Here is a 21894-nt window from a genome sequence, read left to right as displayed (position 1 = left end):
CCAGCGCCGACTCCCGCGGCTCCACCCTCGAGAACCGGTGAGCGAACCGCTCATGCAACTCCGACAACCCAGCCGACCACACACGGGCATCCGCCCGTACCGACCCCCACCCCATATCCACCACAACGCCAAAACTGCCCAACCGTCAACGAAAGAACCGTTGCAGTACTAAGCGGCAACTGGCGGCGGGCGGGTTCACCGCCTGCCGAGCTTGATCCACTTCGCCGTGCCGGGCACGCCCCCGGCGTCGAGGAGGAACAGCATGTAGTACCCGGGCGGGGCGTCGGCCGCAGTGGCCGGCGCCCGCAGCCCGATCGTGCGGCCGCGGACACCGGTCATCCGCAGCTCCAGGTGGCGCTGGCTGGTGTTCACCGCGTGGGTGACGGTGCTCGGCGCCAGCAGGACCGCGCGCCGCACCCGGGAGGCCGTCCCGCTCTCGACCGAGAACTCCGCGTCGTGGGCGATCTCGCCCGCGGGGACCCGGTCCAGTGCGGGCCGGGCTCCCCGGTGCAGGTAGGGCGGCTCGTAGATCTCGATCGAGCCGTCCATCCCGTCCTTGATGTCGGGGTCGTTGGCGATCTGCTGGAGCTCGTCCCCGGTGACCATGACCCGGCCGTCCGGCAGCACCAGGGCGTTGGAGTGGTAGCCCCGCGGCAGCCGCTGGGCCGGCCCCAGCCGCCACCGGCCGTCCGCGCCCCGCAGTTCCGTCCGGCGGAACTTCAGGTCGGCCTTCGGGTTGAACGGCCCGAACCCGTAATCCCTGGTGTCCTTCGCCCCGTTGACCGTCAGCAGCGTGCCGTCCGGCAGGATCAGCGTGTCGTCCTGGGTCCGGCCGAAGGCGCGCGGTTCCTCCGTGGTCCAGGCGCCGCCCGAGAGCCGGTAGGTGTTCGGGTCGAGCGGATCCCCGCCCAGCACCAGCACCGAGTCCGGTCCGCGCAACCCCGCCGGCAGCGGCACGGCGGAGCCGTAGCCCCGGAAGTCGGCGGGCCGTCTGGGCAGGTCCGTACGGGTTTCCGTGCGCGGGTCGAAGAGCCACTGCTGGTCGGCGTCGCGCCCCAGGCCGTAGATCATGCCGTCGCGCAGCGAGAACAGGTGCGGGTAGTCGTTGCGGAAGGGCGCGTCGGAACGCATCCGCTGCACGGAGAGGTCCAGCGGGATGTCGTACGGGCGCCAGGGCACGGGCTGCCCCGGCGCGGGGAACCTCTCCACCACCGGCGTGGGCGTCCCCGTACCGCGCTCCGACTGGCCCGACATGATGATCTGGCGGCCGTCCGCCCCGGTCACCACCGACGGGTACCAGCGGCCCACCGCCATGTCGCGGTTGCGGTACCAGCCCTCGGTCCACGGGTCGAAGACGAAGGACAGCTTCGCCCCGCTGCCGCCCTTGCCGCCCGTGTTGCCGCCGAACACCCCCAGCATCCCGTTCGGCAGGAAGGAGTGCCCGGCGCAGAAGAACGGAGCCGGCCGCGGGGCGTGCGTACCGTCGGGCATCAGCACCACGGGCGGGGTGACCTTCTTGAACGCCCGGGCCCCCGTCCCCTTCGCCGGATCCCACAGGTAGGCACGGCCCGCGTTCGCCGGCCCGATGCGGTCCGTGGGGCCGGTCTCCTTGGTGGGGTCGGTCTCCACCCGGGAGAAGGAGAAGAGCAGCACCTTGCCGGTGGGCAGCTGGGCGACGTGCACGCCGAAGTCGGGGGAGGGGAAGTACTCCGCGAACCGTCCCGACACCGCCGCCTCGTAGGCCGCGTTCGCCTTGCGCTGGGAGTCCGCCAGCGAGGCCAGGCTCGCGCTGCGCCGGGACTGCGGGTACTCCACGGCGCCCTTGGACGCCCGGCGGAGCTCGGCGTGGGCGCGCGCATGTCCGGCGCCGATCACGGCTGCCTCGGCGGCCTCGGCGGCCTCGGTTCCGCCGGTCCCGCCCTTCCCGCCGGTCACCGTGCTCGCTCCGGTCCCGCCGTCCGAGTCGTGGCGCGGCGCCCCGGCGGCCGGCGGCGCGGTCGCCAGGACCAGGGCGCAGACGACCGCGGTCGCGGAGAGCAGGGCGGACCGGTGCAGGCGGCGCATGGGACTCCTCGGCGCGGGCGGTTCCGTAGGGCGCTCATCATAGGAAATACCGGGAGGAATCAGCCGGTCCCACGTGCTCGGCGCTCCTCAGATGGGCCGTTCGGCCCTCCCCGCGGTGCTGCCCGAACGTTTCTCCGGTGAAAGGGCCCGGCCATCGGAGTGAGACCGCGCACCCGTTCACCGCGCGGCCCGGTACGGACCGCTTCCATGGCCGGGTGATCAGAACACTGCGCACCGCGCTCGGCGCCGTCCTCGTGACCGGCGGCCTCCTCGCCCTCCTGCCCGCCTCCGCCGCCGGAGCGGCGGGCGGCCCCGGGGCTCCCGCCGCGCCGCAGGACCGGGTGACCGTCGACGTCGCCACGGTCAACGGCTCGGGCTGCCGGCCGGGCAGCGCCACCGTCGCCGTGGCCGAGGACAACTCGGCCTTCACCGTCACCTACAGCGAGTACCTGGCCATGGCGGGCGGGAACAGCGCGCCGACCGACGGCCGCAAGAACTGTCTGCTCTCCCTGCTCGTCCACGTCCCGCAGGGGTACACCTACGCCGTCGCCCAGGTGGACTACCGGGGCTTCGGCAGCCTCCAGAAGGGCGCCGTCGGCACCCAGAAGGCCAGCTACTACTTCCAGGGCATGAAGCAGACCGACTACCGCACCCACACGTTCCAGGGCAGGCTCGAAGACAACTGGCAGGCCTCCGACACCACGGGCATCGAGGCCCTGGTCTTCGCCCCCTGCGGCGAACTGCGCAACTTCAACATCAACACCGAACTGCGCGCCGAGGTCGGCACCTCGGACGCGTCGAAGACCAGCTACATGGCCCTCGACTCCACCGACGGCAGCATCAACAGCGTGTACCACTTCGCCTGGAAGAAGTGCCCGGCCCGCTGACCCGGCCCGGCCCGCTGACGGTGCCCGGCCCACCGATCCGGCCCGGCGCCCGCCCCACCGGCGGCCGCGCGAGGGTGCTCCCGCTCAGGAGTCGCCCCGCGCGGCCGCCTGCCGCTGCCGCTTGCTCAAGGGGGCCAGCGTGAGGTCCTGGGCCTGCGAGCTCATCCGCTTGAAGCCGTACCCGTGCTCCGTCAGCCAGGTCTCCGCGGCGAGCTCGGCGTGCGCGGTCGCGTCCAGGATGTCCTCCTCCGCCTCGCCCTCGGCCAGGAAGCGGAAGGTGAAGAAGGGCCGGGCCGCCACGTCGTACGTGAGGTGCCCCTCGGCGGTGAACTCGGCCGTCAGCATGTCGTGCCGGGCCGCGTCCGCGAGGAGGGCCGTGCGCTGCTCTTCGGTGAGTCCGTCGAAGGACCCCCGGACGGTGATGCGGAAGGTGCGGGTGCTCATCCCCTCAGCCTAGGCGGCCCCCTCAGCCGGACGCACCGGGATTTCCGGAGCCCCGCCACTCCGACGGCCCAATCACCGTGCGCCCGCGCGCACCCCGGTGTCACCCGGTCGGCGCGGCTGCGACCTGGGCTTTCGTGCAACTGCCCGGCGTGCCGGGCGTGTCGCGCCCCGCTAGCGTCGGCAGCGTCCGGAGTCCTTGGACTCCGCGAGGGGGGTCCCGCTATCCGCCTGTGCGAGAGGCCGAGCCGATGCTGAAGGACGCTCCGATAGCCCAGATGGCCCCGATCACCAGCCTGATCCGCGTGGAGAAGGGCGTGGCGGCCCCCGAGGAACTCGCCGCGATCGCGGTGGTCGTCGCCTGCTTCGCCCGCCGCAACTCCGCCTGCGCGGACACGGCGCCCGGAGCGGGAACGGCCCCCGGGGCGGGAACGGCCTCCGCCGGGACCGCCCGCCGCCGGCGCCCCCCGCACCACGGCTCCGGCTGCTGGGCGGGCTGCTGGGCCTGCGGCTGACGCGGACCGGCACGAGTCCGCCGGCACGGTCCGCCGGCGCCCGTGAACGCCCCTGCCCCCGGCCCGCTTACGGGCCGGCGGCAGGGGGACCACCCGGCGTACGGGCCGTTCAGGCCCGGCGCAGCACCGTGGAGAGCGCCTCGGTCAGCGCGGCCTCGGGGTCGGCCGCCGCCCCCTCGCAGCGCCACGCGACGAACCCGTCGGGGCGCACCAGCAGGGCTCCGGCTTCCGACAGCTCGTGCACCTCGGTCCAGTCGGCGCCGTCCTCCTGGACCAGGTCCGCGCCCTGGGCGGAGCCGATGGAGTAGGCGTCCAGCTTCGCGGACAGCCGCTCGGCCACCCGCCCGGCCGCCTCGCGCCACGGCGAGCCCGCCCCGCAGAGCAGCACGAACGAGCGCTCGTACAGGTCCAGCGTCGACACCCGCTCGCCGTCGGCCCGCTTCAGCCACATGTGCGGGGCCCGGGTGCCCGGGTCGCCCTTCATGCGCATCCCCTCCGGGATGACCGGCCGGTCCGGAGAGCCGCCGACGAAGGCCCCGCTCGGGTACGCGTACGCCATCGCGGTCGTCATGACCCCGCTGCCCGGTCCGCCGCCCATGGTTGGCGGCGGCGCGTACCCCGGGTGGCTGTGCTCGGCCGAACGGGCCGAGGCGCGCGCCGCGGTCGCCAGGGCCACCGGATGACGCTCGGCCTGGTAGGTCTCCAGCAGGCCGAGGCCCGCGGACCCGCCCAGCACCGCGGCGATCTTCCACGCCAGGTTGTGCGCGTCCTGGATGCCGGTGTTGGAACCGAAGGCACCGGTGGGGGACATCTCGTGGGCCGCGTCCCCGGCAAGGAACACCCGGCCGGACGAGTACCGCTCCGCGATCCGTTCGGCGGCGTGCCACGGTGCCTTGCCGCTGATCTCCACGTCCAGGCCGGGTACGCCGATCGCGGCCCTGATCTGCTCCGCGCACCGCTCCTCGGTGAAGTCCTCCAGGGTCTCGCCCTGGTCCGGGTGCCACGGGAGGTGGAAGACCCACTGGGTCTCGTTGTCCACCGGCAGCAGGGCCCCGTCCGCACCCGGCTTCATCAGGTAGCAGACGATGAACCGCAGATCGCCCAGCACCTCGACGAGCTGGCGCGAGCGGAAGGTCACGCTGACGTTGTGGAACAGCTCGCCCGCCCCGGTCTGGGGGATGCGCAACTGCTCGCGCACGGGGCTGCGCGGGCCGTCCGCCGCGATCAGGAAGTCGGCGCGCACGGTGATGTGCTCACCGGTCTCCCGGTCCTTGACCAGCGCGTTCACCCCGGTCTCGTCCTGGTCGAAGCTCATCAGCTCGGTCGAGAAGCGCACGTCGGCGCCCTGGGCGCGGCTCTGCGCGGCGAGGATCGGCTCGATGTTGTTCTGGCTGCACACGCACCAGGCGCTGGGGCTGAACTTGCTCAGCGCGCCGGCCGGGTCGATCGCCTTGACCAGCCAGTTGTGGTCGCCGCCGAGCAGGGACTGCGTCTGCAGGATGCCGTTGTTGTTCTCCAGCGCGGACGCCGCCTGGCGGATGGCGCCCTCCACCCCGGCCACCCGGAACAACTCCATGGTCCGGGCGTTGATGCCGCGCCCGCGCGGGTGGTCGGAGGTACCGGCGTGCTTCTCCACTACCAGGTGCCTGATGCCGTGGCGGCTCAGGAACAGCGAGGTGGACAGACCCACGAGGGAGCCGCCCACGACGAGAACCGGTACGCGAACATCTGCCGTGTCTTCCATCAGCTGCGAGCTCCTGAATTCTGTGTGGGGGAAGTGCACTCTTTTATGCCCCCGATCGCCGCCCAAGCCCAGGAGATACGCCGGTTGTCACCCGCTTGATCCGGAGATGTAGCGGTACGTCCGCACCCGGATGACGATGAGCGACAGCGGTTCCCCCGAAGACACACCGGCCTGCCGTCCCCGCGACGGCCGCCGGTCAGGGCGGTCACCGCCGATGGCGGACGAGGGTCCGCCCGCGATGAACACCCCCGCCCTCCCCCGGGGCCTCACGAAGGAGTGAGCAGATGACGACCACCCTGTCCGAACGGGTGTCACAGTCCGCCTTCGACGGATCCATGCTCAGGGTCGTCCTGCTGATGGACCTCCACGAAGGAGCCCAGCAGCGGTTCTTCGAGGCCTACGAGCAGCTGCGCCACGACATCGCGTCCGAACCGGGCCACATCAGCGACCAGCTCTGCCAGTCCTTCGAGAACCCCTCGCAGTGGCTCATCACCAGCGAGTGGGAGAGCGCCCCGCAGTACCTCGCCTGGGTCAACAGCGAGCACCACGCCGAACAGGTGCGACCGCTCGGTGCCTGCGCCCGCGCCATGCGTCCGCTCAAGTACACCGTCCTGCGCGAGACCGGCCGCGGCTACCAGGACGCGCAGCGGCCCACCGGCGCCCGGCTCCAGGAAGCGCCCCGGCTCGGCGCCGGCGTCGTGCGCCACGCCCTGACCTTCACGGTCAAGCCCGGCAGCGAGAAGGAGGTCGCCGCGCTCCTCTCCAGCTACGCCTCCCCGGAGGCGAAGGTGGACGGGCACACCCGGCTGCTGCGGACCTCGCTGTTCATGCACGGCAACCGGGTCGTCCGTACGGTGGAGGTCCGCGGCGACCTGATGGCGGCCCTGCGGCACGTCTCCGAGCAGCCCGAGGTACGAGCCGTCGAAGAGGCCATCAACCCCTACCTGGAACAGGACCGCGACCTCGGCGACCCCGAGTCCGCCCGGATGTTCTTCATGCGGGCCGCGCTCCCCGCCGTCCACCACGTCGCCGCGCGGGAGGCCGGCGCCGCCGACCGCTCCGACGTACGGCGCCACGCGCTGTTCTACCCGGCCAAGCCCGGCTGCGGACCGGCGCTGGCCCGGTTCCTCGCCCGGCAGGACGAGGAAGCCGCCCACCGGGCCGACGCCCCGACCGTGAGCAGCAGCATCTTCCAGCGCGACGACACCGTCGTACGCCTCATCGACGTGCGCAGCCCGCACGGTGCCGGGCTGGAAACGGCCTTCGGCGTCAAGGGACCGCGCAACGCGGCCGTCCTCGCCCGCCTGATGGCCGGCCCCGTCGAGGGGCCGGACGGGTCCGCCGCCACCGCGGTCCGTCACACCATGAGCCTGATCACCGACCGCCGGGCCCCCGCCGAGAGCTGACCCCGAGCGGCATCCCGGACCCCCACCCCACCCACCAGCCCCGTCCAGGCTCCCCACTGCCAGGAGGAACCCCCGCCATGACCAGACAACGCCCACCGCACATCGTGGACCTCAGCGAGACGCAGCCGAACACGCGGCGCGGCGGCGACCTGAGGGCCGTCCTCACACCGACCTCGGTGGGCTGCACCAGCGGCTTCATGGGACTGGCCGTCATGGCGCCGGGCGAGCACATCGCCGAGCACTACCACCCGTACTCCGAGGAGTTCGTGTACGTGGTGGCCGGCGAGCTGGAGGTCGACCTCGACGGCGAGGCCCACCCGCTCCTCACCGACCAGGGACTCCTGGTCCCGATGAACGTGCGCCACCGGTTCCGCAACGTCGGCGGCACCGAGGCCCGCATGGTCTTCCACCTCGGACCGCTCGCCCCGGACCCCAAGCTCGGGCACGTGGACACGGAGGAGGCCGTCCACCCGGAGGGCTCCGCATGGGAGCGGCCGCCGGACCGCGCGGGAGCGGTCTCGTGACCCGCCGGCGCGTGGCCGTCACCGGGGTCGGCGTCGTCGCCCCCGGTGGGATCGGCGCTCCCGCCTTCTGGGAGCTGCTCTCCAACGGACGTACGGCGACCCGCGGCATCACCCTCTTCGACCCGACCGGCTTCCGCTCCCGGATAGCCGCGGAGGTCGACTTCGATCCCGCCGCACACGGCCTCGGCACCGAGGAGGCGGCCCGCGCGGACCGGTACATCCAGTTCGCGCTGGTCGCCGCCGCCGAGGCGGTGCGCGACGCAGGACTCGACCTCACCAGCGACCAGGCCTGGCGCACCGGAGTCTCCCTCGGCACCGCCGTGGGCGGCACCACCCGCCTGGAGCACGACTACGTGGCCGTCAGCCAGTCGGGAAACTGGTGGGACGTGGACCACCGGCTCGCCGGGCCCCACCTGCACCGTGCCTTCACCCCGGCCACCCTCGCCTCCGCCGTCGCGGAGAAGACGGGAGCGCGCGGCCCGGTGCAGACCGTCTCCACCGGCTGCACCTCCGGACTCGACGCCATCGGCTACGCCTTCCACTCCATCGCCGAGGGCAAGATGGACGTCTGCATCGCCGGCGCCTCCGACTCGCCCGTCTCGCCGATCACCGTGGCCTGCTTCGACGCCATCAAGGCCACCTCGCCCAACAACGACGACCCCGCCCACGCCTCCCGGCCCTTCGACGCCGACCGTGACGGATTCGTCCTCGGCGAGGGCGGCGCCGTCCTCGTCCTCGAAGAGCTGGAACACGCCCGTGCGCGCGGCGCCACCGTCTACTGCGAGATCGGCGGCTACGCCACCTTCGGCAACGCCCACCACATGACGGGACTGACCACCGAGGGCCTGGAGATGGCCCGCGCCATCGAAACCGCCCTCGCCCAGGCCCGTACCGACGCCCGCGAGATCGACTACGTCAACGCGCACGGCTCCGGAACCAAGCAGAACGACCGCCACGAGACCGCGGCGGTCAAGAAGGTCCTGGGAGACCACGCCTACAAGACGCCGATGACCTCCATCAAGTCCATGGTGGGGCACTCGCTCGGCGCCATCGGGGCGATCGAACTGGCCGCCTGCGTCCTGGCGATGACCCACCAGGTCGTCCCGCCCACGGCCAACTACGAGACCCCCGACCCCGAATGCGACCTGGACTACGTCCCGCGCGTCGCCCGCGAGCGCACCCTGCGCAACGTGCTCTCCGTCGGCAGCGGCTTCGGCGGCTTCCAGTCCGCGGTCGTCATGACCCGCCCCGACGAGCGCAAGGAGGAGGTGGTCTCGTGAGCGTCCGTACGGTCATCACGGGCATCGGAGTCGTCGCACCCAACGGCATCGGCGCCGAGGCCTTCTGGAAGGCCACCGAATCCGGTGCCTCGGTCCTGGGCCGCGTCACCCGGGAGGGCTGCGAACACCTCCCGCTGCGCGTGGCGGGCGAGGTACGGGGCTTCGACCCGGCCTCCATGGTCGAGGAGCGCTACCTCGTCCAGACCGACCGCTACACCCACCACGCCCTCGCCGCGGCCGACCTCGCCCTGGAGGACGGCCGGCTCGGCCGGGCCGACTACGAGGACGACCCCTTCTCCGTCGGCGTGGTCACCGCCGCCGGATCCGGCGGCGGCGAGTTCGGCCAGCGCGAGCTGCAGCACCTCTGGGGCCAGGGACCGCGCTACGTCGGCCCCTACCAGTCGATCGCCTGGTTCTACGCGGCCAGCACCGGGCAGATCTCCATCCGCCGGGGCCTCAAGGGCCCCTGCGGGGTCGTCGCCGCCGACGAGGCGGGCGGACTCGACGCCTTCGCGCACGCCGCCCGGGCCATCCACCAGGGCAGCAAGGCCATGCTGGTCGGAGCCACCGAGGCGCCCCTGGCCCCGTACTCCATCGTCTGCCAGCTCGGCTACGAGGCACTGAGCACCCACGACGACCCGGACCGGGCCTACCGGCCCTTCACCGACAAGGCCTGCGGCTTCGTACCCGCCGAGGGCGGCGCGATGTTCCTGGTCGAGGAGGAGCGGGCGGCCCGCAGCCGGGGCGCCTCCGTACGGGCCCTGCTGGCCGGGCACGCGGCGACCTTCACCGGCCCGCACCACCCCGACCGGGCCGACGCCTCCGCCGAGGGCCTGGCCCACGCGATCAAGGGCGCCCTGCGGGAGGCGGGCTGCGCCCCCGAGGAGGTCGACGTGGTCTTCGCCGACGCCCTCGGCACCCCGGAAGCCGACCGGGCCGAGGCGGCCGCGATCGTCTCCGCCCTCGGAGCACACGGGCGCAGGGTGCCGGTCACGGCACCCAAGACCGGGACGGGCCGGGCCTACTGCGCCGCCCCGGCCCTCGACACCGCCGCCGCGGTGCTCGCCCTGGAGCACGGCATCGTCCCGCCCACGCCGAACGTGTTCGACGTGTGCCACGACCTCGACGTGGTGACCGGCAGCGCCCGCCCGGCGCAGCTGCGCACCGCGCTCGTCCTGAGCCGGGGCCTGATGGGCTCCAACGCCGCGCTCGTCATCAAGATCCCCTCCTAGAGACAGAAGGAGCAGCTCATGTCCGAACGACTGACCGTCGAGGAGCTGGCCGCCCTGATGAAGTCCGGGGCCGGCATCACCGTGGACCCGGCCGACATGAAGAACCGCCCGGACTCCCTGTTCGACGACTACGGCCTCGACTCGCTGGGCCTGCTCGGCATCGTCGGCCTGCTGGAGAACCAGCGCGGCCGGGCCCTGCCCACCGACGCGGACCGCTGCAAGACCCCCAAGGAATTCCTCGACCTCGTCAACACCAGCCTCATGACCGGAGCGTGACATGGCAGGGCACACCCAGAACGAGATCGTCGTCAAGGCGCCCATGGAGACCGTCTGGGAGATGACCAACGATCTCCCCAGCTGGCCCGGGCTGTTCAGCGAGTACGCCTCGCTGGAGATCCTGGAGCAGGACGGACCCACCACCCGCTTCCGCCTGACGATGCACCCCGACGAGAACGGCACCGTGTGGAGCTGGGTCTCCGAACGCACGCCCGACCCCGTCAGCCGCACCGTGCGCGCCCGCCGGGTCGAGACCGGCCCGTTCGAGCACATGGACATCCACTGGCAGTACTTCGAGGTTCCGGGCGGCACCCGGATGGTGTGGACCCAGGACTTCGCGATGAAGCCGCAGGCACCCGTCGACGACGAGTGGATGACCGCGAACATCAACCGGAACTCCAAGGTCCAGCTGGAACTGATCAGGGAGAAGATCGAACAGCGCGAACGCGAGAGCCGCACGCCCGCGGCCAGCCGCGTCTGAGACGAAAGGCAGCACACCGGATGCACCGCGCTCTCATCGTGGCCCGCATGGCGCCGCAGTCCGCCCCCGACATCGCCGAGCTCTTCGCGGCCTCGGACGCGGGCGAGCTTCCGCACCTCGTCGGGGTCACCCGCCGCAGTCTCTTCCAGTTCGGCGACGTGTACATGCACTTCATCGAGTCCGACCGGCCCCCCGGTCCGGCCATCGCCGAAGTGACCGGCCACCCCGAGTTCCGGGACCTCAGCGACCGGCTCACCGCCTACGTCAGCCCGCACGACCCGGAGACCTGGCGCAGCCCGAAGGACGCCATGGCCCAGGAGTTCTACCGCTGGGAACGTCCGGGCGCCTCCCGTACGGGCTAGCCGTACGGAGCGACCCGCGCGACCGGCAGGCCTCGGGCCCCGCACCCACCCGGGTGCGGGGCCCGCCACCGTGCGCCCGCCACCGTGCCACCGTCCCTCAGGGCGCCAGGCCGCCCTGGGCGATGACGTCCGCGTACCAGCGCGCGCTGTCCTTCGGCGTGCGCCGCTGCGTGGCGAAGTCCACGTGCACGATCCCGAACCGCTTGCCGTAGCCGTACGCCCACTCGAAGTTGTCCAGCAGCGACCACACGAAGTAGCCGCGCACGTCCGCCCCGTCCGCGATCGCACGGTGCACCGACTCCAGATGGCGGCGCAGGTAGGCGATCCGCTGCGGATCGGCGACCTCCCCGTCCGGGCCCACCCGGTCGGCGTACGCCGCACCGTTCTCCGTGATCACCAGCGGAACCCCGGGCAGCTCCTCGCGCAGCCGCGCCAGCAGCTCGTACAGCCCGTCCGGATCCACCGGCCAGTCCATCTCCGTACGGGGACCGGGCGCGGGCAGGAACCGTACGCGTCCCTCCGCCCCGGGCCAGGGGGACGGAGCCCGCTCCGCGGCGGGTTCGCCCGGGCCGGCGGCCGCGACCACGGTGGGGGAGTAGTAGTTCACCCCCAGCCAGTCGAGCGGCTCGCGGGCCGCCGCCAGATCGCCGTCGCGCACGAACGACCAGTCCGTGAGCGCCGCCGTATCGCCGACGAGGTCCGGCGGCAGCCGCCCGTGGAACACCGGGTCGAGGAAGATCCGGTTCCCCACCGCGTCGATGCGGCGCGCCGCGTCCCGGTCGGGGGCCGCGTCCGTCAGCGGCCGCACCGCGTGCAGATTGAGCGTCAGCGAGACCTCCGCCGACCGGGGCAGCTGCGCGCGCAGCGCCCGTACGCCCAGCCCGTGGGCCAGATTGAGGTGGTGGGCGGCCCTCAGGGCGGCGGCCGGCTCGATGCGGCCGGGCGCGTGCACCCCCGCCGCGTAGCCGAGGAAGGCCGCGCACCAGGGTTCGTTGAGGGTGGTCCAGCTCGCCACCCGGTCCCCGAGCGCCTGCGCGACGAGGCCCGCGTACTCTGCGAACCGCTCCGCCGTGCCGCGCTCCGGCCAGCCGCCGCGGTCCTCCAGTTCCTGTGGGAGGTCCCAGTGGTAGAGCGTGGCCACGGGCCGGATCCCCGCCTCCAGCAGTGCGTCCACCAGCCGCCGGTAGAAGTCGAGCCCGCGTTGCGCGGCGGGGCCCCGGCCGGTGGGCTGCACCCTCGGCCAGGCCACCGAGAAGCGGTAGTCGCTCACGCCGAGCCGGCTCATCAGGCCCACGTCCTCGGCCATCCGGTGGTAGTGGTCGGCGGCCGTGTCCCCCGTGTCGCCGCCCAGCACCTTGCCCGGGGTGTGGCTGAAGGTGTCCCAGATCGAGGGACCCCGCCCGTCCAGCCCGGCCGCGCCCTCGATCTGGTAGGCGGCCGTCGCCGTGCCCCACCGGAACCCGGGGGGAAAGAGGAGCGCGGCCCCGGCGGAGGGGGAGGCGTCGACAGTGGTCATGAAGGCACTCCTGGAGGGATGAGGGAGGGAAGGGAGGTGAGGGGAGGCGAGCGGGCCTCAGCCCTTGACCGCGCCCTGCATGACGCCGCCCACGATCTGCCGCCCCAGCAGACCGAAGACCAGCAGCACGGGCAGGGTCCCGAGCAGCGTGCCCGCCATGATCACGGACTGGTCGTGCACGTACCCGCCGCCGAGCTGGCGCAGCGCCACCTGCACCGTCGGCTCCTGCGAGGACAGCGCCACCACCGGCCAGAAGAAGTCGTTCCAGGCCGTCATGAAGGTCAGCAGACCGAGCACCGCCATGGCCGGCCGGGCCACCGGCACCACGATCGACCAGAAGATCCGGGCGTACGAGGCCCCGTCGACCCGGGCCGCCTCGATCAGCTCGTCGGGCAGGGACTGCGCGAGGAACTGCCGCATGAAGAACACCCCGAAGGCGGAGACCAGCCCGGGCAGCACCACGGCCTGGAGCTCGTTCACCCAGTGCAGCTTCACGATCAGCATGAACAGCGGGATCACGCCCAGCTGCGGCGGGATCATCATCGACGCGACCACGGCGCCCAGCAGCGCGCCGCGCCCCCGGAACCGGAGCTTGGCGAAGGCGAAGCCGGCGAGCGTGGAACAGAGCACGGTGCCCACGGTGATCGCGCTCGACACGATCAGCGAGTTGAGGAGCGCCGTGCCGATGTCCGCCTCGTCCAGGACCGCCTGGAAGTTGGCCGCGAGCCTGGGACCGGGAAGCAGCGAGGGCACGGGACGGGCCATGTCGGCGTTGGAGCGGCTCGCCGCGACCAGGGTCCAGTACAGCGGGAACGCGGACACCAGGACCGCGACGACCAGCACCGCGTAGGTCAGCCGGCCGCCGTGGCGGGCGACGGGGGAGGAGCTCACCGGCCGGCCTCCTTGACGGAACGGCGGCGCACGAGCAGGGCGTTGGCCCCGACCAGCGCCACGATCAGCAGGAACATCACCCAGGCGATGGCCGCCGCCCGGCCCAGGTGGAAGAAGCCCCAGCCCTGCTCGTACATGTAGAGCCCCAGGGTCTGGTACTGGTGCGAGATGCCCCCCGACACGGAGCCCTCGAAGAGCAGCGGCTCCCCGAAGAGCTGGGTGGCGCCGATGGTGGAGACCACCACCGTGAAGACGATGGTGGGCCGCAGCCCCGGCAGGGTCACGTGCAGGAACTGCCGCCACGTGGACGCCCCGTCGACCTCGGCCGCCTCGTACAGTTCGGCCGCGATGGACTGCATCCCCGCCAGGTAGATCAGCGTGTTGTAGCCGGTCCAGCGCCACACCACTATGGACGAGACGGCGATCTGCGAGGCGGCCGTCCCGGTCTGCCAGTCCACGGGGTGCAGGCCGACCGCGTCCAGCACGGTGTTGACGAGTCCGAAGTCCCGTCCGAAGAGCTGCGCGAAGATCAACGAAGCCGCGGCCACCGAGGTGGCGTACGGCAGCAGCAGTGCGGTGCGGAAGAAGGTCCGGGCCCGCAGCCGGTAGTTGAGGAGGTGGGCCAGGCCGAGCGCGATCAGCAGCTGCGGCACGGTGGACAGGGCGCCGATGGTGACGGTGTTGCGCAGGGCCGTCCAGAAGAACGGATCGCCGAACAGGGCGGTGTAGTTGTCCAGGCCGCGCCACTCCATCCGGCCCGGGTCCTGCAGCTCGACGCGGTAGACGGAGACGTACGCCGTGTAGAGGAGCGGGAACAGGCCGAAGGCGGCGAAGAGCGCGAAGAAGGGGGCGATGAAGGCGTACGGGGCCGCGCCCCTGCGGGAGGTACGGGTCACGGCTCAGCCCAGGGCGTTCTTGACGGCCTTCTTCGCGTTCGACCAGGCCGCCTCCGGCGGTGTGCCCTTGCGCTCCACCTCGCTCAGCGCGTTGGTGATCTGGTCCGCGATGTCCTTGTCGTACACGCCGAGCACCTGGACCGGGGCCTGCTCGGCCGCTTCGCCGAAGATCTGCCCGATGGGGGCGTCCGAGAAGTACGGGTCCTTGGCGTCCGCGATCTGCCCGATGGCCTTCACGGCCGAGGGGAAGTTGCCCTGCTTGCGGAAGAGCTTGGTCTGCTGCTCGGGCGCGGTCAGCCACTTCACCAGCTCGTAGGCCTCCTTCTTGTGCTGCGCGGCCCGCGGCACGGCGAGGTAGGAGCCGCCCCAGTTGCCGGCGCCGCCGGGCAGTTTCGCCACGTCCCACTTGCCCTTGCCCGCCTCGCCGGCCTGGCCCTTGATGTAGCCGAGCATCCAGGCGGGGCAGGGCATCGTGGCGAAGGAGCCGGAGGAGAAGGCCTGGTTCCACGGTGGTGACCACTGGTCCAGCTTGGCGCTGAGTCCGTCCGCCGCGGCCCTGACCGAGGCGTCCCAGGCGGACTTCACCGCGGAGCCGTTCTCGTAGATCAGCGCACCCGAGGCGTCGTAGTACCTCTCCTTCGCCTGGCCGACCATGACCGAGTTCAGGCTGGCGACGCTGTCCAGCCAGGCGCTGCCGGATGGGGCCTTGGCCTTGTACTGCCGGCCGAGCTCCAGGTAGCCGTCCCAGGTGGCCCACCGGGTGGCGAGTTCCGCACGGTCGGTGGGCAGTCCGGCCGCCTTGAACAGGTCGCTGCGGTAGCACATGGCCTCGGGGCCGACATCGGTGCCGAGACCGAGGACCTTGCCTTCCTTCGTCGTCGCCGCGGCCCACTTGGCGGTGGCGAACTCCCCCTGGAGCGAGGCCGCCCCGTACTCCTTGAGGTCGGCGAACTTGTCGGCCTGCTTCTGCGTCACCGAGGCTATGCGTCCCACCTCCAGGGCCTGGACGTCGGCCAGGCCGCCCCCGCCGGCCAGCCTGGTCTGGAGCGACTTCCAGTAGTCCTGCTCGTCCTCGGTGTCGGTCTGCTTGATCTTGACGTTGGGGTGGAGCTGCTCGTACTCGGCGTAGAGCCCGGCCTCCTGGTACCCGAAGGCCCCGAACAGGTCCACGGTGAGCGTGACCCGACCGCCGCCGCCCGGGGCCCCGGATGCGCCGGAACCCGCGTCGGAGCCGGAACCGCAGGCGGCCGTGAGCAGGGCCCCGGCGAGGGCGAGTGCGCCGAGGCGCAGGGGTGCTCTTCGGGCGGCTCGGGAGATGGGCATGGTGCGGCCTCCTGCGGTGGGGCGGATTCGGCTCGGTTCTGAGAGCGCTCTCAAAGCGCGACTGGAGCGTGCACCCCACACGGGCGCCCAGTCAAGAGCCCTGCGGCGGACGGCCGGGAATCGCCGGTTCCCCTCTGCGCGCAGGGGAGTTGGGCCCCGGGGCGGCAGTTCCGAAGGAGACGGTCTAGGCGGAGCCGCGCAGCACCAGCGAGGTCGGGGTGATCACGGAACCCGGCACCCGGTGCGCTGCGTGCGCCGGATCCAGGGACCGCAGGAGGAGCCGGACCATCAGCCGTCCCATGCCCTCGATGTCCTGGCGCACCGTCGTCAACGGCGGATCGGCGCCCTCCGCGACCAGCTCGGCATCGTCGAAGCCGACCAGCGCCACGTCCCCCGGCACGGACCGGCCCCGCTCGCGCAGCACGCCCAGCGCGCCCGTCGCCATCAGGTCGTTCGCGGCGAACACCGCGTCGAGATCCGGGCAGCGCTCCAGCAGTTCGGCCATCGCCAGGGCTCCGCCCGCCGCGGTGAAGTCCCCCTCGGCGACCAGCGCCGGATCCGCGTCGAGCAGGACGTCCCGGTACCCGTCGAGCCGGTCGGTCGCCGACGTCTGGTCCAGCGGTCCGGCGATGTGCGCGATCTGCCGCCGCCCCCGGGACAGCAGGTACCGTACGGCCTCGCGCGCGCCCCCGCGGTTGTCGGCGTCGACGTACGACAGCGGGCCGTACGGCGCGGCCCCATCGGCCTGCCCGGTCCAGCCGGGCCGGCCGCCGTAGACGGTGGGCATGCCGATGCGGTGCGTGATCGCGGGCAGCGGGTCGTCGGTGTGCAGCGAGAACGCGAGCGCGCCGTCGACGTGACCGCCCGCCAGGTACCGCTCGATGCGGTCGTAATCCCCGCGGTCCTCGACCAGGAGCAGCACCAGCTGGGTGTCGTGCGCGGTCAGCTCCTTGCTGATGCCGCGGACCTGGCGGGAGAAGAAGGGGTCGGAGAAGATCCGGATCTCCGGCTCGGCGATGATCACGGCGACCGCGCCGGTGCGCCGGGTGACCAGTGTGCGGGCCGCGTGGTTGGGCACGTAGCCGAGGTCCACGACGGCGGCGCGGACCTTGTCGATCAGGTGCGCGCGCACTCCGTCGCCGCCGTTGACGACCCGGGACGCGGTGGCTCTGGACACCCCGGCACGTGCCGCCACCGCTTCCAGCGTGGGCCGGCCGGCGGGACCCTGTTCGGCCATCGGCGCTCCTCGTGCGGGTCCGGGGCGGCGGCCCGGGGTGTGGAGGCCCCGGCCCTGTCGGACAGCAGGGTAACCCGTACCGCCGGGAACGCTGAGAGCGCTCCCGGCGGTGGTGTCCGGGGGCGGCGGCGTCAGGGTGGCATGGATGTGCTCCCCGGTCCCTTCAGTGCCCGAAGTCGAACCAGTTGAGGTTCACGTAGTCGGCCGGCTGGCCGCTGGTGAAGGTCAGGTACACGTCGTGCGTGCCGGTGACCCCCGAGATGTTCGCCGGTACGGTCTTCCAGCTCTGCCAGCCCCCCGTGCCGGCCACGGCGAAGCTGCCGATCGGCGCGTTCGTCCGGCTGTCGAGCCGGACCTCGACGAGCCCGCTCACCCCGCCGGCCGCCCCACTGGCCACCCGCCCGTGGAACTGGGTCGCGGCCGCCGACCCGAAGTCGACGCCCTTGTACTGCGCCCAGTCGCCGTTGCCGATCGTGGTGAGGTCCTGGCCGCCCCCGGCGTCCGTGGTCGTCTCCTTGGCCGTGCCGGCCTGGCTGTCGTGGGACTCGGCCTGGATGGCGGCGTAGGCGTCGCGGTTCCCGGACGGGGGCGGGGTGGTGGGCGGGGTCGTGGGCGGAGTGGTCGGCGGGGCCGTGCCGCCTGTGGACTGCAGGACGGAGACGTAGTCGACCACCATGGAGTAGCCGGGCTGGGTTCCCGCGTCGGGGCCGCCGCCGAAAGCTGCCGGGAACTCCCCGCCCATGGCCACGTTCAGGATGATGAAGTAGCCGTGGTCGGTCGCATTGGTCCAGGTGGCGGCGTCCATCTGACTGGCGCGCACGGTGTGGAAGCCGACCCCGTCGAGGGAGAAGCGCATCTCCTCCACCGCGGTGGAGCGGTCCCACTCCACCGCGTAGGTGTGGAAGCCGCCCTGGCAGGTGGTGCCGGTGCAGACGCGCTGGCCGCCGATGCCCGACTTCTCGTTGCACGGGCCGCCGGAGCTCGTGCCGCAGTGCATCGTGGCCCAGAGGTTGTTGATGCCCTGGACGTTCTCCAGGATGTCGAGCTCGCCGATGCCCGGCCAGTTCCACCAGTTGCCGCGGTAGGGCGCGCCCAGCATCCAGAACGCCGGCCAGTACCCCTTGGCGGCGGCGCCGGTGACGTCGGGCATCCGGATACGGGCCTCCGTGCGCAGCTTCCCGCCCGCCGGGGGCCGGAAGTCGGAGCGCTTGGTCTCGATCCGCCCGGAGGTCCAGTTGCCCGCGGAGTCGCGCCTCGGGGTGATGCGGAGGTTCCCCGCACCGTCGAGGGAGACGTTGGCGGTGCTCGCGGTCATCGTCTCGACCTCGCCGGTGCCGAAGTTGGCCGGGCCGCCGGGGTAGCTCGTACCGGTCGTGTACTGCCAGTCGGCCGTGTTCACCCCGGATCCGGACGCCCCGTCGAACTCGTCCAGGAAGACCTGGGACCAGCCCGTCGGAACCGGCGGCGCGACGGCGTTGGCGGGCAGGGTGACGACCGCGGCGGCCGCGGCCGCCACGGCCAGGGTGCTCAGTGCGGCGATGGCGGACCGCCGCCGGGCGGACGGTCGTCTCCTGCCGGATGTCAGGCGCATGGGTGCCCTCTCTGAGGCGGTGTGGGGGGAAGCGGGGGGAGTGGGGGGAGCGCGGAGGCAGGGACCGGAGAGTTTTGAGAGCGCTCTCAAGACTTGCCGGTGGTCACTGTGCTCTCCGGCTCCGGGGTCGTCAAGGGAGGGCGCGGGGAAACCCTCCGGGCCGCCGTCCGCCTATCGGTCGCGGAGCCGGCGCCGCAAGTGCGATTACGGCCGTTCGCCCGAAGAGCCTGAACTACCCATGCCCTCTTGTGAGTTGAGCCACCGCTCCCAACAATGCGCATGACAACCGAAGGATCTTCGGTCGCATTGTCACCCAGAGGGGAACCCCCACATGAACAAGCCTCTCGCCGGCGCCGCGTTCGCCCTGCTCCTCACCGGAGCGGCGGCCTCGCCGGCCGTGGCCCAGGCACCCCGGGACACGGCCACCCGGGCCGTCGCGGTCAACTTCGCCGGTACGGTCGCGCTCAGCAACTGTTCCGGGTCCGTGGTCCGCGTACCGAACTCGCTGCCGTCCGACCCGGCGCTCGTCCTGTCCAACGGCCACTGTCTGGAGTCCGGCATGCCGGGAGCCGGTCAGGTCGTCAAGGACAAGGCGTCCAGCCGCTCCTTCTCGCTGCTCAACGCCTCGGGATCCAAGGTCGCGACGCTGCGCGCGAGCAAGATCTCGTACGCCACGATGACCGACACGGACATCTCGATCTACCAGCTGACCAAGACCTACGCGCAGATCAGCAGCCAGTACGGGATCAGCGCGCTGACTCTGAACGATGCCCACCCGGTGCAGGGCACCGCGATCAAGGTGGTGTCCGGGTACTGGAAGCGAACGTACAGCTGCAACGCCGACGGGTTCGTCTACCGCCTCAAGGAGGGCGAGTGGACCTGGAAGGACTCCCTGCGCTACACCTCGGCCTGCAACACCATCGGTGGCACCTCCGGCTCCCCGGTGATCGACACGGCGACGGGCAAGGTGGTCGCCGTGAACAACACGGGCAACGAGGACGGCGGTTCCTGCACGCTCAACAACCCGTGCGAGGTGTCCGAGAGCGGCACGGTCACGGTTCGGCAGGGCATCAACTACGCGCAGCAGACGTACATCATCGTCCCCTGCGTGGGCCCCGGCAACGCGATCGACCTGAACCGCCCCGGCTGCACGCTTCCCAAGCCGTAGCGTGAACGCGTCGGGGCCCGCCCGGAATCCGGACGGGCCCCGACGGCAGGGCGGGTCAGCCCTTGGGAACCACGATGACGACGGTGCTGCACACCTTGTCGGCGAAGGTCTGCTTCTTGGCGTCCCACAGCGGCCACAGGTAGCCGATGTAGCAGGCGATGCCGTCGAGGAAGTGCGCCAGCTTGCGGACGAAGGCCATGCCGAAACCGAGGACGTTGCCGTCGGCCTCGCGGCGCACGCTGATCCCGACGATCTTCTTGCCGATCGACTGGCCCGTCGCACCTTCCTTGTAGAGCTGGAAGATGCCCATGCCGAGGGCGTAGAGGTAGCCGAGGGTGACGAGGATGCCGACGGCGGAGTTGCTGGAGCCGTCGCTCATCGCGACGCCGATGAACATGAGGGCGTACATCGGGCCCGCGATGATCAGACCGTCGAGGAGGGTCGCGCCGACGCGCAGGCCCCAGTGCGCCAGCGGCGGCATTCCGGTGCCGGGCATGGGCGGCATGCCGGCCGGCGGGTACGCGCCGTACGGCTGCTGCGGGGGGACGCCGCCGGCGGGCTGCTGCGGGTACCCGTACTGCGGGGGGACACCCTGCGGCGCCTGCTGCGGGTAGCCGTAGCCGGGCTGGCCCTGGGGGTAGCCGGGCTGACCCTGCGGGGGCTGCTGCTGGCCGTAGGGGTTGTTCGGGTCGCCGAAGCTCATGGCGAAGTCTCTCCAGGGGTGTGGCGGGGACGAGCGGCCCGTGCGGAGGGACGTGGAACGAGCGGATTGCCCCCCTGCGCAGCCGCGAACTTGCGGGGCCATGGTGTTAGTAACATCGGCCACTTGTCCAATCCGCCGCCCCGTGTGCCGACCAGGTGAGGGGCCGGTGAACACGGCATGGAGTCCCGGACCCTGAGGACGGGTCCGGGACTCCGGGGGCCACTTCGCTGACCGCTTCTACAACGACCGGTGTCCCTGCGGGTCACCGGTCCGAAGCCACGGCTACTTGGGCATGAGCACGGTGTCGACGATGTACACGGTGGCGTTGGCGGTCGGGACGTTGCCGCAGACCACGTTGGACGTGCCGTTGACCTTGTAGGACTCGCCCGAGCCGGCCGTGGTCACCTTCCCGGTCTCCAGCGTGGTGAAGGAGCCGTTCTCCAGCTGCTTCGGGGTCACCTTCTGGCCGACGACGTGGTACGTGAGGATCTTGGTCAGGGTGGCCTTGTCGGCGAGGACCTTGTCGAGGTCGGCCTTCGGGATCTTGGCGAAGGCGTCGTTGGTCGGCGCGAACACCGTGATGTCCTTCGCGTTGTTGAGGGTGTCGACGAGCCCGGCCTGCTTGACGGCGGCCACCAGGGTGGATAGCGCCGGGTTGTTGGAGGCGGCGGTCGCGACCGGGTCCTTGGCCATCCCGTCGAAGCTGCCCGCACCCTCCTTGGGGACACCGGCGCAGGCGGCGCCGAAGGGTCCGTCCGCCGTCATCGGGGCCGAGGCGTCCGCGGCGGGGGAGGAGGCGTCCGCACTCGCCTCGGCGGCCGCACCGGAGGCCGAGTCCTTGCCGGAGCCGGAGTCGGAGCAGGCGGCCAGCGCGAAGGGCAGTACGGCTGCCGTGGCGACGGCGAGGGCGGTGCGGCGGAAACGAAGGGTGCTCATGGTGTGCTCCAGAGGAGGGTGCGGTGCATAGGGAAAAGAAGGGAAAGTGTGTGAAGTGGGCTGGAACCGGGATTAGTCGGGGTGTCGGCCGGTGCGGTGCGACCCGGCGGGAGGCCGCTCGCTGCGGCGGGGGCGCCGCACTCGACTGTCCTTCGGTTGATGCTCACGACCCTCCTTCGGCGCGGGATCGCTCCCGGATGGGTCGGTCATCCGATCAAGTGAAGACCCGTGGGTGTGTTGACCGTTCTGCGGAGGGTCCCGGGGCGGGGTCCTGGGACCGGAATTCCCCTGCGGCCCAACGCGCGGGCGGCGGCGCCGACGGCCACCGCCCGCGCGGGTCCTCCGGACCCGGCGGCGCTCAGGAGCGGTGATCCACTCCCCGCCGGTCCGGAGGACCACCGGCCCGCCGCCGCCCCGTTGC

At 72.0% G+C, this 21894-nt stretch carries 21 protein-coding genes; 10 read left to right on the top strand and 11 right to left on the bottom strand.

From position 1 onward, the window contains the following. Nucleotides 1–195: 195 nt before the first annotated feature. Nucleotides 196–2064 carry a galactose oxidase-like domain-containing protein gene (locus tag ACIA8F_RS29440; RefSeq protein ID WP_399383264.1) on the bottom strand — a complete coding sequence of 623 codons (1869 nt, stop codon included), beginning with the start codon at nucleotides 2062–2064 and terminating at the stop codon, nucleotides 196–198. Between the two features lie 215 nt (nucleotides 2065–2279). Between ACIA8F_RS29440 and ACIA8F_RS29435 the strand changes: the two genes are divergently transcribed. After that, a complete protein-coding gene (locus tag ACIA8F_RS29435; protein ID WP_399383262.1) occupies nucleotides 2280–2951 on the top strand; it encodes a DUF4360 domain-containing protein in 672 nt (223 codons plus the stop codon). Nucleotides 2952–3035: 84 nt separating this feature from the next. Here the strand turns inward: ACIA8F_RS29435 and ACIA8F_RS29430 are convergent, their stop codons facing one another. Next, on the bottom strand, nucleotides 3036–3395 hold the full coding sequence (locus ACIA8F_RS29430) for a DUF6204 family protein (protein ID WP_399383260.1): 360 nt from the start codon (nucleotides 3393–3395) through the stop codon (nucleotides 3036–3038). 248 nt (nucleotides 3396–3643) lie between these two features. Between ACIA8F_RS29430 and ACIA8F_RS29425 the strand changes: the two genes are divergently transcribed. Continuing rightward, nucleotides 3644–3907: an acyl-CoA carboxylase subunit epsilon gene (locus tag ACIA8F_RS29425; protein WP_399383259.1), complete on the top strand. Its 264-nt coding sequence runs from the start codon at nucleotides 3644–3646 to the stop codon at nucleotides 3905–3907. A 109-nt stretch (nucleotides 3908–4016) separates the two neighbouring features. Here the strand turns inward: ACIA8F_RS29425 and ACIA8F_RS29420 are convergent, their stop codons facing one another. Beyond that, complete coding sequence (locus ACIA8F_RS29420; protein ID WP_399383258.1) at nucleotides 4017–5651, bottom strand: FAD-dependent oxidoreductase; 1635 nt, start codon at nucleotides 5649–5651, stop codon at nucleotides 4017–4019. Nucleotides 5652–5935: 284 nt separating this feature from the next. Here ACIA8F_RS29420 and ACIA8F_RS29415 point away from each other — a divergent pair, with 284 nt between their 5' ends. The 7 genes from ACIA8F_RS29415 to ACIA8F_RS29385 all read left to right on the top strand — a co-directional run bounded on the left by ACIA8F_RS29415 (nucleotide 5936) and on the right by ACIA8F_RS29385 (nucleotide 11212). Continuing rightward, nucleotides 5936–7057: a SchA/CurD-like domain-containing protein gene (locus tag ACIA8F_RS29415; protein WP_399383256.1), complete on the top strand. Its 1122-nt coding sequence runs from the start codon at nucleotides 5936–5938 to the stop codon at nucleotides 7055–7057. Nucleotides 7058–7134: 77 nt separating this feature from the next. Next, nucleotides 7135–7581 (top strand): cupin domain-containing protein, encoded by a 447-nt coding sequence (locus tag ACIA8F_RS29410; protein ID WP_243333070.1) that lies wholly within the window; start codon nucleotides 7135–7137, stop codon nucleotides 7579–7581. After that, complete coding sequence (locus ACIA8F_RS29405) at nucleotides 7578–8861, top strand: beta-ketoacyl-[acyl-carrier-protein] synthase family protein (RefSeq protein ID WP_399383254.1); 1284 nt, start codon at nucleotides 7578–7580, stop codon at nucleotides 8859–8861. The genes ACIA8F_RS29410 and ACIA8F_RS29405 overlap by 4 nt, the downstream gene beginning before the upstream one ends. Next, nucleotides 8858–10093 (top strand): ketosynthase chain-length factor, encoded by a 1236-nt coding sequence (locus ACIA8F_RS29400; protein WP_399383253.1) that lies wholly within the window; start codon nucleotides 8858–8860, stop codon nucleotides 10091–10093. Before ACIA8F_RS29405 ends, ACIA8F_RS29400 begins: the two co-directional genes overlap by 4 nt. An 18-nt stretch (nucleotides 10094–10111) precedes the next feature. Then, complete coding sequence (locus ACIA8F_RS29395) at nucleotides 10112–10369, top strand: phosphopantetheine-binding protein (RefSeq protein ID WP_250743221.1); 258 nt, start codon at nucleotides 10112–10114, stop codon at nucleotides 10367–10369. A gap of 1 nt (nucleotide 10370) precedes the next feature. Then, nucleotides 10371–10850, top strand: a complete 480-nt coding sequence (locus ACIA8F_RS29390) for an SRPBCC family protein (protein WP_399383250.1) — start codon at nucleotides 10371–10373, stop codon at nucleotides 10848–10850. A gap of 20 nt (nucleotides 10851–10870) precedes the next feature. Then, entirely contained in the window at nucleotides 10871–11212 is a 342-nt protein-coding gene (locus ACIA8F_RS29385; protein ID WP_383953313.1) for a TcmI family type II polyketide cyclase, read from the top strand. Nucleotides 11213–11309: 97 nt separating this feature from the next. On the opposite strand, the gene ACIA8F_RS29380 is transcribed toward ACIA8F_RS29385, so the two are convergent. From ACIA8F_RS29380 to ACIA8F_RS29355, 6 genes are all read right to left on the bottom strand, one after another. After that, a complete protein-coding gene (locus ACIA8F_RS29380; protein WP_399383248.1) occupies nucleotides 11310–12728 on the bottom strand; it encodes a GH1 family beta-glucosidase in 1419 nt (472 codons plus the stop codon). A gap of 57 nt (nucleotides 12729–12785) precedes the next feature. Further along, nucleotides 12786–13619, bottom strand: a complete 834-nt coding sequence (locus tag ACIA8F_RS29375) for a carbohydrate ABC transporter permease (RefSeq protein WP_399383245.1) — start codon at nucleotides 13617–13619, stop codon at nucleotides 12786–12788. Beyond that, entirely contained in the window at nucleotides 13616–14515 is a 900-nt protein-coding gene (locus ACIA8F_RS29370) for a carbohydrate ABC transporter permease (protein ID WP_399383244.1), read from the bottom strand. Before ACIA8F_RS29370 ends, ACIA8F_RS29375 begins: the two co-directional genes overlap by 4 nt. 3 nt (nucleotides 14516–14518) lie before the next feature. Then, the gene (locus ACIA8F_RS29365; RefSeq protein ID WP_399383242.1) at nucleotides 14519–15838 is read right to left on the bottom strand and encodes an extracellular solute-binding protein; all 1320 of its coding nucleotides are present in this window, start codon (nucleotides 15836–15838) and stop codon (nucleotides 14519–14521) included. A gap of 184 nt (nucleotides 15839–16022) precedes the next feature. Beyond that, a complete protein-coding gene (locus tag ACIA8F_RS29360; protein ID WP_399383240.1) occupies nucleotides 16023–17075 on the bottom strand; it encodes a LacI family DNA-binding transcriptional regulator in 1053 nt (350 codons plus the stop codon). A 163-nt stretch (nucleotides 17076–17238) separates the two neighbouring features. Next, nucleotides 17239–18666 carry a glycoside hydrolase family 16 protein gene (locus ACIA8F_RS29355; RefSeq protein ID WP_399383239.1) on the bottom strand — a complete coding sequence of 476 codons (1428 nt, stop codon included), beginning with the start codon at nucleotides 18664–18666 and terminating at the stop codon, nucleotides 17239–17241. 331 nt (nucleotides 18667–18997) lie between these two features. Between ACIA8F_RS29355 and ACIA8F_RS29350 the strand changes: the two genes are divergently transcribed. After that, nucleotides 18998–19834 carry a serine protease gene (locus ACIA8F_RS29350; protein WP_399383237.1) on the top strand — a complete coding sequence of 279 codons (837 nt, stop codon included), beginning with the start codon at nucleotides 18998–19000 and terminating at the stop codon, nucleotides 19832–19834. Nucleotides 19835–19889: 55 nt separating this feature from the next. Here the strand turns inward: ACIA8F_RS29350 and ACIA8F_RS29345 are convergent, their stop codons facing one another. Continuing rightward, nucleotides 19890–20537: an RDD family protein gene (locus ACIA8F_RS29345; RefSeq protein WP_399383236.1), complete on the bottom strand. Its 648-nt coding sequence runs from the start codon at nucleotides 20535–20537 to the stop codon at nucleotides 19890–19892. A gap of 282 nt (nucleotides 20538–20819) precedes the next feature. Continuing rightward, nucleotides 20820–21473, bottom strand: a complete 654-nt coding sequence (locus ACIA8F_RS29340) for a fasciclin domain-containing protein (protein WP_399383234.1) — start codon at nucleotides 21471–21473, stop codon at nucleotides 20820–20822. Nucleotides 21474–21894: the final 421 nt, after the last annotated feature.

The sequence above is a fragment of the Streptomyces sp. NPDC051563 genome, from assembly GCF_044454225.1.
In the GTDB taxonomy this organism is placed as follows: Bacteria; Actinomycetota; Actinomycetes; order Streptomycetales; family Streptomycetaceae; genus Streptomyces.
Note: the sequence above shows the minus strand (reverse complement) of the source record. Positions and strands in the feature narration are given on the sequence as shown.

What these genes read in the sequence shown, in the direction of transcription:
- ACIA8F_RS29395 (WP_250743221.1), top strand. Translation starts at nt 10,112, where the DNA reads ATGTCCGAACGACTGACCGTCGAGGAGCTGGCCGCCCTGATGAAGTCC.
- ACIA8F_RS29430 (WP_399383260.1), bottom strand. Translation starts at nt 3,395, where the DNA reads ATGAGCACCCGCACCTTCCGCATCACCGTCCGGGGGTCCTTCGACGGA.
- ACIA8F_RS29360 (WP_399383240.1), bottom strand. Translation starts at nt 17,075, where the DNA reads ATGGCCGAACAGGGTCCCGCCGGCCGGCCCACGCTGGAAGCGGTGGCG.
- ACIA8F_RS29350 (WP_399383237.1), top strand. Translation starts at nt 18,998, where the DNA reads ATGAACAAGCCTCTCGCCGGCGCCGCGTTCGCCCTGCTCCTCACCGGA.
- ACIA8F_RS29420 (WP_399383258.1), bottom strand. Translation starts at nt 5,651, where the DNA reads ATGGAAGACACGGCAGATGTTCGCGTACCGGTTCTCGTCGTGGGCGGC.
- ACIA8F_RS29425 (WP_399383259.1), top strand. Translation starts at nt 3,644, where the DNA reads ATGCTGAAGGACGCTCCGATAGCCCAGATGGCCCCGATCACCAGCCTG.
- ACIA8F_RS29410 (WP_243333070.1), top strand. Translation starts at nt 7,135, where the DNA reads ATGACCAGACAACGCCCACCGCACATCGTGGACCTCAGCGAGACGCAG.
- ACIA8F_RS29415 (WP_399383256.1), top strand. Translation starts at nt 5,936, where the DNA reads ATGACGACCACCCTGTCCGAACGGGTGTCACAGTCCGCCTTCGACGGA.
- ACIA8F_RS29365 (WP_399383242.1), bottom strand. Translation starts at nt 15,838, where the DNA reads ATGCCCATCTCCCGAGCCGCCCGAAGAGCACCCCTGCGCCTCGGCGCA.
- ACIA8F_RS29440 (WP_399383264.1), bottom strand. Translation starts at nt 2,064, where the DNA reads ATGCGCCGCCTGCACCGGTCCGCCCTGCTCTCCGCGACCGCGGTCGTC.
- ACIA8F_RS29390 (WP_399383250.1), top strand. Translation starts at nt 10,371, where the DNA reads ATGGCAGGGCACACCCAGAACGAGATCGTCGTCAAGGCGCCCATGGAG.
- ACIA8F_RS29385 (WP_383953313.1), top strand. Translation starts at nt 10,871, where the DNA reads ATGCACCGCGCTCTCATCGTGGCCCGCATGGCGCCGCAGTCCGCCCCC.
- ACIA8F_RS29345 (WP_399383236.1), bottom strand. Translation starts at nt 20,537, where the DNA reads ATGAGCTTCGGCGACCCGAACAACCCCTACGGCCAGCAGCAGCCCCCG.
- ACIA8F_RS29380 (WP_399383248.1), bottom strand. Translation starts at nt 12,728, where the DNA reads ATGACCACTGTCGACGCCTCCCCCTCCGCCGGGGCCGCGCTCCTCTTT.
- ACIA8F_RS29340 (WP_399383234.1), bottom strand. Translation starts at nt 21,473, where the DNA reads ATGAGCACCCTTCGTTTCCGCCGCACCGCCCTCGCCGTCGCCACGGCA.
- ACIA8F_RS29355 (WP_399383239.1), bottom strand. Translation starts at nt 18,666, where the DNA reads ATGCGCCTGACATCCGGCAGGAGACGACCGTCCGCCCGGCGGCGGTCC.